We start from the raw sequence: 14519 nt of genomic DNA on the forward strand, positions 1-14519 counted from the left end.
TACGCAGCCAACATGGGCTGCGTTTTTTTTGCTTAAATTTTACTAAATACCAAGGTTATTTACCGTCAAAATACGCATCTAAAAATGCGGTGAATGACTGGGTATCTGCTTGCTCGATAGCAGCACGTGCCTCATTAGAATCTGCTACTTGCTGTTCAAGCCAAGGCTTTAAAAACTCACTGTAGTCAGTATCTACATGGCTTTGCTTATATTTACTAGCCAATGCTAGTGCAAAGTGGCCGTTGTCTAAACCAGACTCTTTTAATTGCGACACGTATCGTCCAGAGTAAGTAAGCTCTGGGTTATGTATCCACGTCGCCATACGCTTTATAGTCTCTGAGTAATAGTTAACACCATAAGCATTATCCATCCATTTAGCGACATCAGTAAGTTGTGTAAATATTTCATCACCCCACGATTGAAGACTACGCTCTGTGTTATTAAAATTAAGCATAAGCCCTTTTTCTCGACCTTGGTTTACTACTGTGTCGAGGTTTTCAGTACTACGTGCTTGTTCTTTCCAATCCATTGGAGCTGAATCTTTCAATAAACAATACGTTAAAAACACATCTAAAAAGTGAATTTGCTCAATATCAATACCGACTTCACTAAACGGGTTAACATCTAATGCACGAATTTCTACGTATTCAATACCTGCGCGAAGCAATGCATCCGTTGGCGTTTCGCCACTTTTCGCATTGCGCTTAGGACGAATTGGCGAGTAAAATTCGTTTTCAATCTGCAGAATATTTTTATTTAACTGTTTAGGGTTTTTACTCGTGTAGTCATCAAGATCACCATAAATTTCTGATGGTGTGTTGATTGCTTTTTTAAGGCCCGCTACATATTCATCTAACGAGTTATACATTACGCGTAATGACGACTGAGCGCTGTTTGTATAACCTAAATTACCTAGTCGTAATGCAGTACCGACTTCTAAGTAAAGCGTGCCTTTACCTAGTTTTTTAAATGGTAAGTCTGTTTTTCGACCTTGTAAAAATGAGTTACATAATGCTGGTGATGCACCAAACATATAGCTTATTAGCCATAATTCGCGTTTAAAATTACGAATAAGCGATAAGTAACTTTCTGAAATAAAATCTTGAAGGCTTGCATTGCTTTTTTGTAAAGAATGAAGTGACTGCCAAAGCGTATCCGGGAATGAAATATTAAAGTGAACACCTGCAATTGCTTGCATCATACTACCGTAGCGATTTTTTAATCCTTCACGGTATAGTGTTTTCATTTTTCCTGTATTTGAACTACCAAATTGAGCTAGCACTATATCGTCTTGATGTTCAATAAAGCACGGCATGCTAATGGGCCAAAGTAGTTCATCGCCCATTTTTTCTAGAGTGAACTTTTGAAGGTCTTTTAATTGCTTAAGCGTTTGCGTTGACGATTCACTAACTGGAGTAATAAATTCAAGTAAAGACTCAGAAAAATCAGTTGTGATATGGCCGTTAGTTAACGCACTGCCCACCCCTTTTGGGTGACCTTGAGGTGATATTGCACCATTATCTTGTATTCTTAGCGACTCTCGCTCTATGCCACGTTTAATGCCTTTAACTGCATGTTGGTGCTCATTTACTGATAACGCTTCAAGTGCGTTAGCTAAATCATGTGTTGTCAAAAAATCTTTCCTCGGGCCAAGTGGCTTAATCATAAGGTTATGGGGGCTAATTACTTAGACTCAAGATTAATACCAATTTTATTGAAAATATGATCATTCTATCCTATTTAATAGCGCACTCACTGCGTTAAAAATTATTCATATAGAACAACTACATGTCATAATTTTCGCCTTGTTATTGTGCTATTTTATTAGCGATGTAATAGATCACTTATTTAATGCAATTGGTATAAATTGCTAAGAACAATATAATTTTTCAAAATTAATAATTATTACCCACTTTATATGAGCTTGATATGACCAACGTCAGTATATAAAGTAGTAATATTGCCATTGCTCGGGGCATTATACAAATGCTTTAAATGCGTATTTAAGTATAAATTAAATACATAAAAAACAAGCCTAAACTAACAGACCGGAACTTATTCAAAATGAGTTCAACTTAGCTACCCGATATTGAAAATTGATCTAGATCAATAAAAGCAATTATTTACCTTATGAGTACAAAAGGACATACGCTATTTTTTGCTTTGTATGTTGTAACCAATATAATGGCTCCAACAATAAAGGGTGATAGCAAATATAATGCGCAATGATAAAAGCTTAAAAAATGAAGAAGTATACTTTGATGAGTCACAAGAGCTTGTTTCTACTACCGACCTTAAAGGTGTAATAACGTACGTTAATCAAGAGTTTTGCTCTGTAGCCGGATATAGTGCACAAGAGCTTATCGGTCAGCATCATAATATTGTTCGTCACCCTGATATGCCAAAAGCTGCTTTTAAAGAAATGTGGGCAACACTAAAGCAAGAACACTCTTGGCGCGGTATGGTTAAAAACCGATGTAAAGATGGTCGCTATTACTGGGTAGATGCCTTTGTAACCCCTATATTTGAACATGGTCAGCTCATTGGTTATCAATCAGTAAGAACCAAAGCGAGCTCACAGCTTAAACAACGCGCACAAACTCTTTACAGCAAAATAAATACTAACAAATCATTATTTAATCTGCGAGAACACACCACAATAAGACAAAGTATTACTTTTATATGCCTATTACTTTGGCTAATTTTTATCGCTGTTGCGGGCTCAATTACAATAGCTGCAGTTAGCCTATTTATTTGCGCTTTGGTTATTGTGCTAAATTATGACGAACTCATTGTTACTCCCAAGATATTGCGCGATCAAAAAGCAACAGCTGATTCAGTCTCTCGTTATATTTACAGCGGCCACACACCCCACAGTGTAAGTGATTATAGAGAGCAAATGCTAAGTGCAAAATTGCGTACTGTTCTTGGCCGTATGAAGGATTCCACATTAAACTTTAATGAGATCGCCACTAATCTAGATAAACAATCAACGCTTACTGAAAAAGGTATTTCTTCACAAGGTGAACGTTTAGAGCAAATTGCATCAGCGATGACTCAAATGAGTTCTACCATTGGGGAAATATCAGTAAATACTTCTCAAACAGCTGATAAAGTAAATAACACCCATCAAAGCTGCTCTGAAATAAAAGAGCATATTGCCGATAATAGTAAAATGGTATCTGATTTAGCTTTTCAAGTAGAAGAGGCTGCAACCACAGCCACCAGCTTAGCCTCTGAAGCCGATAAAATTGGTAAGGTAATGAGTGAAATAGAGGGAATTGCCGATCAAACTAACTTACTTGCCCTAAATGCAGCAATAGAAGCAGCTAGAGCGGGAGAACATGGCCGAGGCTTTGCTGTAGTCGCCGATGAAGTAAGGACTCTTTCGTCTCGTACTCAAAATGCGACAACACAAATCCACAGTTCTATTAAAGAAATACAAGATACGTTATTTAGCTGGTCTAAAGTAATGCAAAGCACTAAAGCACAAGCCGATAACTGTGTGCTGACAACCGATAAAACCCAAGTTGAACTTGAGGGTATTTTTATACAAATAAGTGAAATATCTGATTTGGCAATACAAATATCATCGGCTGCAGAAGAGCAACAAATGGTTAGTAACGACATTAGTAATAATGTTTCGCAAATTAAAGACTTTGGTGATGAAAACTTAAGCTTAAGCTTTAATGTGGCTACGGGAGCAGCTGAGCTTGTTGAAGGTTCGCGTAGGGTGAACGATTTATTACTTACGTTTAAAGTTTAGACCTAGCAATATAGTAGACATAAAAAAGCCGCTACTTTATGAGCGGCTTTTGACTTTAATTATTTACAATTAACGCTTAGTAAATACCAAGCCTTCGTCATTTGCGTCGATAACAATAACGCAACCAGGTATGTAGTCCCCATTAAGTAGCTTTTGTGCTAGTGGGTTTTCTATCGTTTGTTGAATAGCGCGTTTAAGTGGACGTGCACCATACACAGGGTCAAAACCACTTTCTGCAATTCGCTCAAGAGCCGTATCGCTTATTTCAAGTAAATATCCCATTTCAGTTAAACGCTCACGTAATTTCATTAACTGAATATCAGCTATTTCTTTTATGTGCTCGTTAGCTAACGGATGAAATACAACAGTCTCGTCTATACGGTTAATGAACTCAGGCCTAAACTCATTAATTAATACTTCCATTACTTTAGCTTTAAGGGTCGTGTAGTCATTATTACCCGCTTGCTCTTGGATAATGTCTGAGCCTAGATTAGAGGTCATAATAATAACGGTATTTTTAAAATCAACCGTTCTACCTTGCCCGTCGGTTAACCGGCCATCATCTAATACTTGCAGTAGAATATTAAATACATCAGGATGTGCTTTTTCTATTTCATCAAGCAGTATTACTGAGTAAGGTTTACGGCGTACTGCCTCGGTTAAATAACCGCCCTCTTCGTAACCCACGTAACCTGGAGGTGCCCCGACTAAACGTGCAACTGAATGTTTTTCCATAAACTCAGACATGTCGATACGCACCATGGCATCTTCGGTATCAAACATAAAACCAGCGAGTGCTTTTGTCAGCTCTGTTTTACCCACACCTGTTGGGCCTAAAAACAAAAATGAACCAATAGGACGATTAGGATCTGCAAGCCCAGCACGTGAGCGGCGTATTGCGTTAGAAACAGCCACAACCGCTTCATCTTGCCCTATTACTTTGCTGTGTAGCTTATCTTCCATTTGTAGTAGCTTTTCACGCTCACCTTGTAGCATTCTTGCCACAGGAATACCTGTCCAACGCGAGAGTATTTCAGCAATTTCATCCTCACCAACTTGGTTTTTAAGCAATGTCATTTCTTGCATTTCGGCTTGTGAGGCTAAATCGAGTTTACGTTCAAGCTCTGGGATTCGCCCATATTGAAGCTCTGACATGCGCTGTAAGTCGCTTGCTCTTCGCGCTACGTCTAAGTCTAATCTTGCTTGTTCAAGCTCAGCTTTAATTACTTGCGTGCCTTGAAGCGATGCTTTTTCAGCATTCCATATTTCGTCCAACTCGCGGTATTGTGCATCAAGATCTGTGATTAGCTCTTGCATTTCACTGCGGCGTTTTAGACTTGCTTCGTCTTTTTCTTTAGCGAGCGCGTTATCTTCTAGCTTTAATTGGATAATGCGGCGTTCAAGCTTATCTAACGACTCTGGTTTTGAATCAATTTGTAATCGAATTGAAGAACCCGCTTCGTCTATTAAATCAATCGCCTTATCAGGTAACTGACGATCGCTGATATAACGATGAGATAACTGAGCTGCAGCAACAATAGCGGGATCAGTTATTTCTACTGAATGATGTAGCTCGTAACGCTCTTTTAAGCCTCGTAATATTGCGATGGTATCTTCAACCGACGGCTCTTCAATAAGTACCTTTTGGAATCGACGCTCAAGGGCTGCGTCTTTTTCTATATATTTACGATATTCATCAAGCGTGGTTGCACCTACGCAATGCAATTCTCCGCGCGCTAATGCTGGTTTTAGCATATTACCCGCATCCATTGCGCCGTCACTTTTACCTGCACCCACAATAGTATGTATTTCATCAATAAATAAAATGACTTGGCCTTCTTCTTTAGCCAACTCGTTTAATACCGATTTTAAACGCTCTTCAAATTCGCCACGGTATTTTGCACCTGCAACCAACGCACCTAAATCAAGTGATAGTACGCGTTTGTTTTTTAATCCTTCAGGCACTTCACCATTAATAATACGCTGTGCTAATCCCTCTGCGATTGCTGTTTTACCAACACCTGGTTCACCTATTAACACAGGGTTATTTTTAGTACGACGTTGTAATACTTGAATCGTACGGCGAATTTCGTCATCGCGACCAATAACCGGGTCAAGCTTACCTTGCTCAGCCCGCTCAGTTAAATCAATTGTGAATTTTTCAAGCGCTTGGCGTGTTTCTTCGGCATTTGGATCATCAACCTTTTGACCACCACGAATAGCTTTAATCGCGGTTTCAATTTTAGTTGCGGTAATATTTAACGACCTGAATATATCGCCAAGTGGACCTTTATCGTCGCATGCAGCGAGTACAAATAACTCACTTGAAATGTATTTGTCTTTGCGTTTTTGTGCGTATTTGTCGCACAGGTTTATAAGTGAAGCCATATTATTTGATAGCTGCACGTCGCCGCCTACGCCTTCAACCTTAAATAACTTTTCTATTTCTTGAGAAAGCTTAGTATTAAGTTCGTCCGCACTGACACCTGTTTGCGCAAGTAATGCACGCACACTAGAGCCGCTCTGCTTAAGCAATGAATACATTAAATGTACTGGTTCAATAAATTGATGATCACGGCCAAGAGCTAACGATTGCGCATCAGAGAGCGCAGATTGAAATTTACTTGTAAATCTATCTAAACGCATGGTATTACCTATTAAATAATATAGTTGCTTAATTAATGGGTCTGTTTAGGTATTTGTTCAAGGTGTGGAGGGAAATATAATGTTGAAAAATGTGAATTATTTGAGCCAGATCAAACTTCCCATACGTCCAGTTTGTCCATCTCGTCGATATGAAAAAAACAAGTCACTTTGAGAGACTGTACAATAGTCGCCGCCCGTAATATTTTTAACCCCTGACTGGATAAGTAATATGCGAGCAATACTATAAATGTCAGCTAGATATTTACCATTTGCTTGTAGTTTAAAAGCTTGAGTAAATGAAGGGGATCTTTTTTGAAATAACTCAAATACTTCAGCACCCACTTCAAATCGGTTTGGTCCAATTGCAGGCCCTAGCCACGCACTTATATTTTCATATTTTGTACTAAAGCACTCTAATGTGTTTTTAATAATTCCCTGCTCGAGCCCTCGCCAGCCACCATGTATAGCTGCGATTTCTTTTTCATCATCACTCACTAATAAAATAGGTAAGCAATCGGCGGTCATTATAGCCAAAGGTTGGTTTAATAACCGAGTATAAAGCGCATCAGCATTATGTAACTCATCAAAATCAAAATGTTCATCAACAATAACAACATCAGAACTATGAACTTGATTTAGCCACACGGCAGGTTTAGGTAGGAGTTCGGTTAATAGTGAGCGGTTTTTTGCTACATCACTTTTATTATCACCAACATGGAATCCCAAATTAAAACTTTTAAAGGGGACTTTTGAAACACCACCTCCACAAGTAGTACTTAACGTTGCTACTTTATGAAGGTTTTGCCATGTCGCTGACAATAAGTGCATTATCTATCGATATCAGGATTAGCTTTAGTATCTTCACGTAATGCAAGTGTCATAGCAACCATATCATCTGGGATAGGTGCTTGCCATGTCATCATTTCACCCGTGATTGGATGCGCAATACTCAATTTTACAGCATGCAATGCTTGGCGTCTAAAGCTACGAAGTAACTCAAATAACTCAGGTGTTGCACCTTTAGGTGGACGCGGACGGCCGCCGTAAGATTGATCGCCAATTAGCGGATGATTCAAATGCGCCATATGCACACGAATTTGATGCGTACGACCTGTTTCTAAACGCAGACGTAAACGAGTATGAGCACGGAATTTTTCAGCAACACGATAGTGCGTGATAGCCGGTTTACCCAGTTCATGTACTGCCATATGAGTACGCTGAGTAGGATGACGGCCAATCGCTTTTTCAACCATACCACCTGCGGTCATAGTGCCATTACACAGTGCTTCATATTCACGCGTAAAGTTTTCACGCTTTTGCAGCGCTGTCACTAAATGCGTTTGTGCTGGAATCGTTTTAGCTACAACCATTAAACCGGTCGTGTCTTTATCTAAACGATGCACAATACCTGCGCGTGGCACGTTAATTATTTCAGGGTAGTAATGTAGTAATGCGTTTAGCACTGTTCCATTAGGATTACCTGCACCAGGGTGAACCACTAGGCCCATTGGTTTATTAATTACCAAAATATCATCGTCTTCATAAACAATGTTTAATTTGATATCTTGTGCTTCGTATTCGCGTGGTGCTTCAATTGTTGTTTCAACACTTACAACTTCGCCACCTAGTAGCTTTTCGCGTGGAGTGTTGAAAATTTCACCGTCTACGGTGATTTTATCATCCAATATCCACGTTTTTATACGAGAACGTGAATAATCAGGGAACAATTGTGCTAATACTTGGTCTAGACGTTTACCACCTAATTCGGTTGGAACGTCGGCTTGAAGAGAAATTTGCTCTGACATTAGTAACTTTACCCAATTTACCAGTGCAAGCTTTGCTCGACTGGGTTAGAATCGCTTTTAATAAAAGCATAATATAATACGCATAGTTTACTCGGTTTTACCGACTTGGCCTAGCCGAAGACATCGAAGGTAACAAATAAAATGATAAATAAAATAGGGAAACGTGCATTTGCCATTGTTTTTTCAGTTTCTGTACTTAGTTTAGGCGCTTGTTCGTCTGCTCCAGACCAAGAAGATATTCAACGTGTACCTAATAAGTCTGCACACGCTTTATATGAAGATGCAAAAGAAACGCTAGATTCTGGTTTATATGCTCGCGCAATTGAACTTTTAAGTGCAATAGACTCACGCTACCCATTTGGCCCATTCTCTAAACAAGTACAAATGGACTTAGTGTATGCACATTACCAATCAGGTAATACTGAACAAGCACTTGCAACTATTGACCGCTTTATTCGCTTAAACCCAAATCATAAAGACCTTGATTACATGTATTACATGCGTGGTTTAGTAAATATTAAAGCTGATAAAAACGCGTTTCAAGAGTATTTTGGTGTAGATAGAGCCGATCGTGATGCTAACCGTACACGTGTTGCATTTACCGATTTATCGACACTAGTAAAACGCTTTCCAAAAAGTGATTACGCACCTGAAGCGAAACGCCGTCTAGTATGGCTTTTAAACCGCATGGCACGTTATGAGTTAAAAGTAGCAACTTACTATTACGAACGTGAAGCTTATTTAGCGGCAGCTAATAGAGGCAAGTTTGTTGTTGAGCATTATTCACAAAGCAGTTACTTGGATCCAGCTCTTGAAATGATGGAAAAAAGTTACGACCAATTAGGTTTAACTGAGCTTAGTGAGCACGCAAAGCAAACACGAAGACTAAATAAAAGAACTAAATAAACAAAAAGGCGCTTAGTAAGCGCCTTTTTACTGCGTAGAAGAAAATCTTAAATCGCTTCTTCATCTTCCTCAGCAGTACGAATACGTATTACACGCTCAACATCAGTGACAAATATTTTACCGTCACCGATTTTTCCTGTTTGTGCCGTTTTTACAATAACTTCAATTGCACGGTCTACATCTTCATCAGTCAATACAATATCAAGTTTTACTTTAGGTAAAAAATCAACCATATACTCTGCGCCACGATATAACTCAGTGTGACCTTTTTGACGTCCAAAGCCTTTAACTTCGCTTACCGTCATACCTGTAATACCTACATCCGACAACGCTTCACGCACATCGTCTAACTTAAAAGGTTTGATAATTGCTTCTATTTTTTTCATATTAATTACTTTTGAAAGCTCCAGTTGCCTCGATTTTAGACAATCATGATGTTCATAGCAAACAAAGCGATTGAATTACGGTGATAAAACAACCGATCATGGTATAATTTATTGTATAAAAATAGCTATACTTAAATGACTAGCAGTAAATGAGATTAATATGAAAAACAAACAAAACGGATTCACTCTTTTAGAACTCATGGTAACCGTTGCTATCGTTGGGATCATTGCATCAATTGCGATTTGGAATAGCAGCGATATGCTAGAAGAAAATAGAGCTGAGAATTTTTTGTTGGAGTTAAAAAGAAATATTAGCTATGCACGCTCTCAAGCAGCAAGTACAGATGAAATAGTCGTTATATGTGCCGCGCAGCACGGTGAAGTAAAAAATCAAAATGACACAATGCAATGTCGTAATCGATGGGACAGAAATAAAATTATCATTGTATTCATTGATGGTGATAATAGCGGTCAATACAACAGCTCTACAGACTCTTTACTACGAGTTATGGAAAAAATAAGCCTTAATGACAAAATAAAATATACTGGTAATGATAGGAGATTACGGTTTAATACCAGTGGTCGAATAACAACGAACCCCGGTGATTTTGTATTTTGTCCTAATAATGGCAGTGAAAATAATAAAGCTTTAACAGTATCTCAATCTGGTACTTCTTTTTATACCGGTGATACAGCTCAGACTTGCGGTTAAAAAACATACAAATTCATCTTGTCATATTTGTATCATTTACTAGACTGAGTTAATCATTTATTAACTCAGGTCTTCAAGGATGAGATTATCAATATCAAAAAACAAGGGAGTGACACTTCTTGAATTAATGGTTTCAATGGCTGTTGTCATTGTAATCAGTCAATTATCGATGTGGTTTTATCCAGACTTCTTGGCTAAAAACCGATTAGATAACCATGTGAATCTACTACATCGAAATATAAATTATGGCCGCCTTTACGCAATTGAAAATGGTACTTACGTCACGCTTTGCGCACTAAAAGGCAGTCAATGTACAAAGGACGAGTGGGATGGTCAAATGTCACTATTTATCGATAAAGATAAATCAACGACTCTAGATGATGATGAGTTACTCTTAAGCACTTTCGAGGATGTCCATGATGCTGATACTTTAGAGTATCCGCGCAACGCCATTACATTTCGTCCAGATGGTTCTTTAAATGGTTTTCAAAATGGGACTTTTATATATTGCCCCAATAGCAATAAAGCCAATCTCGAAGGATTGGCTTTATCTGTAAGTCAAACGGGTAGAATTCGCATCAAATCAACTGATAAGTGTCAGAAGAAGTAATCTAGGCTATCGACCCCAACAATAATCAATATCAGAGTTACCTTTACTTCCTTTTGCACCTTTGAGGCCTGTGTCAGTAATTGTAAGCTCTTTACAATCGTTATCCCCCTTTACAGCACCGGCTATAGGCTTAGCTGTAATAGTGAAAGTATTGCTATCGACTACCTTTATGGATAGCTCAAAATGGCCATTTTCGGTCTTACTTTGCAATCCTAAATCAGTAAATGTCTCTGTATATTCCCTATTATCGACAAAATACTGCTCCTCCTTGTTTGCAGCATCTAACAATGCTGCAGCAGCTTCAGCGCGCGAAGCACGCTTTACATATTCAGTATAGTTAGGCAGCGCAATTGAAGCGAGTATGCCGACGATAGCAACGGCTATCATCAGCTCAATTAAGGTAAACCCGTGTTGTTTTTTCATCTAATTTCCTTAATTATTAACTTCGTCATTTTCTTCACGTTTATAGATATATGTTTGTTGGGTTTTAAAGCCAAACCCTACTGCATTGTCATTAACCAACACAACTTTACCATCAACAACAGTTAAACCAGGACCTTTTATTTCTACAGGTTTCATTGGATTTTCCGCATTTTCACCTTTAATACCAGGCCCAATTAAATAAAACTGACTTTCTTGTATTACGTCAACTGTTGGGTCGTCATCACATTTACCATCGCCATTACCATCTACACATGAAGGGCTTTCACCAAAGTATAACTGAGGTGTGTCTGGTACATCATAGCTGGTTGTAAATTTAAGGTCGTCATACACTTTAGTACCGTAATGTAAGTGAAAAGCGTATAAAGAACCACCACCACCACTTAGCGAACATTGATTTTCAGTCGATGTATCTGATGCAGGAGTGAAGCTTGTAAAATAGGCAACACCTCCAACAACTGTAGCAGCAGCTAGCGACTTTTCACCCGTTCCTAACTCATATCTCCAGCCATTAAATTTAGCCAAGCCCACTTCTAAGTCAACAAAATCATCAACGTCATCTAGAGCATTGCCAAATGGGTCTGAATTCATTTGCATCAAATCAGCAGGCACAATAGTATCTGGTGCATTCGTTTTATACGATTTAGTAACCGTATTTTCATCTCTGATCATAAACAATTGATCTTTTTCATTGGTGCCGGTTGGTTTTGAGCGATTACCACTGCCGATAACTATGGCATCATACGGTGTATCTAAGCGTGTTATAACGGTACTACCATTAACTGTTGACTCGCTTACTTTACTATAAATTGTACGTGCTACGAGTGGTTTATAGAAAAAGCGTCGGTCCTCAGTTGCTTTATTACTACCAAGCTCAGCTAATTTAAAGTGGCTAAACTCACTAGTATTACTACCAGGCATATCTATACGCCAAATATCTCCACCTGTATCTGCCGCATAAATTCGGTCTATATATCCATCATAATCTGAGTCAAGCGTGGTTATATCTGCAGCAATACTATGCTTACCTTTAAAGCCATTAATATCGGGTGTTAATGCCCATACTCTTTTACCTGTTTCGGCTTCAACAATATAGATACCTCGCCCTGTACCATCTTCACTACGGATAGCTGCGTCTTTATTAGTATCATAACCAGCACCAAAAACTAATAAGGGTTTATCCCCAAATGCTTTAATGTAGGCTATTTGTGGCTTTGACCAGGTTTGTGCAAGCTCTTTAAAATCACCTTTACCACCTTCGATTGGAGCGTCCCATAATTTTTTCGGTATGTTCGGGTTTGTTATATCAAGTCCGTAGTAATTTTTACCACCGCGACGCATCCCCGCAAAAGCCCACACTTTATCGTCGCCACTCGCATCAATAATACCGTCATTTAAACCATCACTATTTAAGTTTTTATTATCAAAATAAATACTAATAGGACCATCCATACCATATACTTTCGTATCGGCTTGATTTTCACGTAGAGGTTCAATAATGTTGTATAAAGCAGACGGTATAAATGCCCAACTTTCACTTACACTATCATCTGAATCCTTAAACATATGTAAAAAGCCAGCATTAGTTCCTATCAAAACTCGAATATCATCATTACCATAATCGATTGCAACAGGTTTAGAATGCAGAGGGTCACCAAAAATATCTTTGCGCTGGTCAACCTTAGACCCATCGCCATCTTCATCATCAACGTCTATACCCATTGCCCATTTGATATCATTACTCGATAAGCTGAGCGGGTTGTTATCAACTAAGTTGAGAATATCACTCACAACAGAAGTATTAAAATCTACTATAGCTCCCTGGTTATCAGTGTATAAATTACGGCTATCTGAATCTAATGTCGTTAAATGAAGGTTCACACCGCCTTGAGCAACTAAATTACCATCTGCTGGCTCGTTATCTGGCAACCAGAATGTTTTCGCATTTTCATCAATTAAACCATTTTCATCAAGTGCTGATAGTCCTTTTGAGTCAACAATCTGACTCCCTGATACTTTCAGCTTTTTTAGGTTGCCACGCCAGCGAGCACCGGTTTCTGGATAAAACATCGCGAAATAAATAGCATCGCGGCTACGTGTTTGATCTACATTATTACTAGCTACTGACGGCGATGAAAAGCTATCATTTACTTCTCTAATTCTTGAAATTGTATTTTTTAAAGCTTCTGAAAGTGCTTCAGCGGTTTTTGCTTCTATATACTGCCCACCACCTACACTTGCCGCTTTATCGAGTAAATCAATCCCTCCTTGACTCATACCAGTACCAAAACCAATGGTGTAAAGGCGCCCTGTATCTAACACATCACTTGTTGGTGTATATAAATCGATTTTTGTATCTGACGTTCCATGTAAAATTTTCGCCATTGCAACTAAATAACTATTGCTGTAGTACCCATCGTCAAAAGGTATATTGTCAGTAAATAGGTCATTATGGACATCTGCAATTTGGCTATTTCTTCCACTATCGCTAGTAGGATCACCATCAGTCATCACAATAACATTGATTGAATTATCACAACGTAATGGTTCACCATCCTTTTGCTTAAACGGTGATTCATAAGTTTTGTTGTTATCTATACTTTTATCACGATCGTCATTCCCACTGGCAAAATCAAGATTCTGTCCGGTAATGTAACGGTAGGCTTCCCATAACGTCTCCGTTATAGGTGTAGCGCCATTTGCAGGTAAATCATTAATTTTTTGTAATATATCAGCTTTACCTGCACCAACGCCTGCTAGAACATATCCACCTGAGCCACCATTAAATCGCATTAATCCAAAGTCAATATCATCATTATCATCGACCAGCTGTTTAATCGCATTCTGTGCAACGTTTAGCCGACTATCATTACATGTATTGTCATAGTAATTGTTACTGTAATTGTACCCATTTGTTGTCGTTCCATTATAAAATCGACCTAGCTTGGTGCCTGAGTTAACTTTTTTGAAGCAATCTTTTGTATCGCGAGAGCCTGAGCTCTCAAAACATGTGCTTTGATAAAACCGAGGATTATTTGCTGAGTTTCCATCCCATTGATAACACTGTTTTCCATCTATAACATCCCAAGCCATACTTCCAGAAGTATCAAAAATCATCATTACACGTGGTTTTTCATCAGTTTCTACATCGTGATTTACATACAGCTCTATATCTTCGGCATAAACTGAAGCACTTATTGTTAGGCCAAATAATGCAGCACACGTTTTATTTAATTTAAATTTCATC

11 protein-coding genes are annotated in these 14519 nt (G+C 38.5%); 4 read left to right on the forward strand and 7 right to left on the reverse strand.

The genetic code is table 11. The annotated features are described in order from the left end of the window. Positions 1-55: 55 nt before the first annotated feature. On the reverse strand, positions 56-1633 hold the full coding sequence (gene gshA / locus I6F49_RS02950; RefSeq protein ID WP_197178276.1) for a glutamate--cysteine ligase: 1578 nt from the start codon (positions 1631-1633) through the stop codon (positions 56-58). Between the two features lie 585 nt (positions 1634-2218). On the opposite strand from gshA, the gene I6F49_RS02955 reads away from it, so the two are divergent. Continuing rightward, on the forward strand, positions 2219-3766 hold the full coding sequence (locus I6F49_RS02955; RefSeq protein WP_197178278.1) for a methyl-accepting chemotaxis protein: 1548 nt from the start codon (positions 2219-2221) through the stop codon (positions 3764-3766). Positions 3767-3835: 69 nt separating this feature from the next. On the opposite strand, the gene clpB is transcribed toward I6F49_RS02955, so the two are convergent. The 3 genes from clpB to rluD form a co-directional block, all read right to left on the reverse strand. After that, entirely contained in the window at positions 3836-6412 is a 2577-nt protein-coding gene (clpB, locus tag I6F49_RS02960; protein ID WP_197160053.1) for an ATP-dependent chaperone ClpB, read from the reverse strand. A 96-nt stretch (positions 6413-6508) separates the two neighbouring features. Further along, on the reverse strand, positions 6509-7240 hold the full coding sequence (pgeF, locus tag I6F49_RS02965) for a peptidoglycan editing factor PgeF (protein WP_197178280.1): 732 nt from the start codon (positions 7238-7240) through the stop codon (positions 6509-6511). Continuing rightward, on the reverse strand, positions 7240-8217 hold the full coding sequence (rluD, locus tag I6F49_RS02970; RefSeq protein ID WP_007581384.1) for a 23S rRNA pseudouridine(1911/1915/1917) synthase RluD: 978 nt from the start codon (positions 8215-8217) through the stop codon (positions 7240-7242). Before rluD ends, pgeF begins: the two co-directional genes overlap by 1 nt. Before the next feature lie 141 nt (positions 8218-8358). On the opposite strand from rluD, the gene I6F49_RS02975 reads away from it, so the two are divergent. Continuing rightward, positions 8359-9123 carry an outer membrane protein assembly factor BamD gene (locus I6F49_RS02975; RefSeq protein ID WP_007581382.1) on the forward strand — a complete coding sequence of 255 codons (765 nt, stop codon included), beginning with the start codon at positions 8359-8361 and terminating at the stop codon, positions 9121-9123. Between the two features lie 47 nt (positions 9124-9170). Here I6F49_RS02975 and glnB read toward each other — a convergent pair whose 3' ends face one another. Continuing rightward, positions 9171-9509: a nitrogen regulatory protein P-II gene (gene glnB, locus I6F49_RS02980; RefSeq protein WP_002962211.1), complete on the reverse strand. Its 339-nt coding sequence runs from the start codon at positions 9507-9509 to the stop codon at positions 9171-9173. A gap of 160 nt (positions 9510-9669) precedes the next feature. Here glnB and I6F49_RS02985 point away from each other — a divergent pair, with 160 nt between their 5' ends. Continuing rightward, entirely contained in the window at positions 9670-10221 is a 552-nt protein-coding gene (locus I6F49_RS02985; RefSeq protein WP_007581379.1) for a GspH/FimT family pseudopilin, read from the forward strand. A 79-nt stretch (positions 10222-10300) separates the two neighbouring features. Then, positions 10301-10831: a GspH/FimT family pseudopilin gene (locus I6F49_RS02990; protein WP_165729057.1), complete on the forward strand. Its 531-nt coding sequence runs from the start codon at positions 10301-10303 to the stop codon at positions 10829-10831. A gap of 6 nt (positions 10832-10837) precedes the next feature. On the opposite strand, the gene I6F49_RS02995 is transcribed toward I6F49_RS02990, so the two are convergent. Next, positions 10838-11254: a type IV pilin protein gene (locus I6F49_RS02995; RefSeq protein WP_024589416.1), complete on the reverse strand. Its 417-nt coding sequence runs from the start codon at positions 11252-11254 to the stop codon at positions 10838-10840. A gap of 9 nt (positions 11255-11263) precedes the next feature. Then, positions 11264-14518 (reverse strand): pilus assembly protein, encoded by a 3255-nt coding sequence (locus tag I6F49_RS03000; RefSeq protein WP_197178282.1) that lies wholly within the window; start codon positions 14516-14518, stop codon positions 11264-11266. Between the last annotated feature and the right edge of the window lies 1 nt (position 14519).

Source organism: Pseudoalteromonas sp. SWN166 (genome assembly GCF_015864485.1).
In the GTDB taxonomy this organism is placed as follows: Bacteria; Pseudomonadota; Gammaproteobacteria; order Enterobacterales; family Alteromonadaceae; genus Pseudoalteromonas.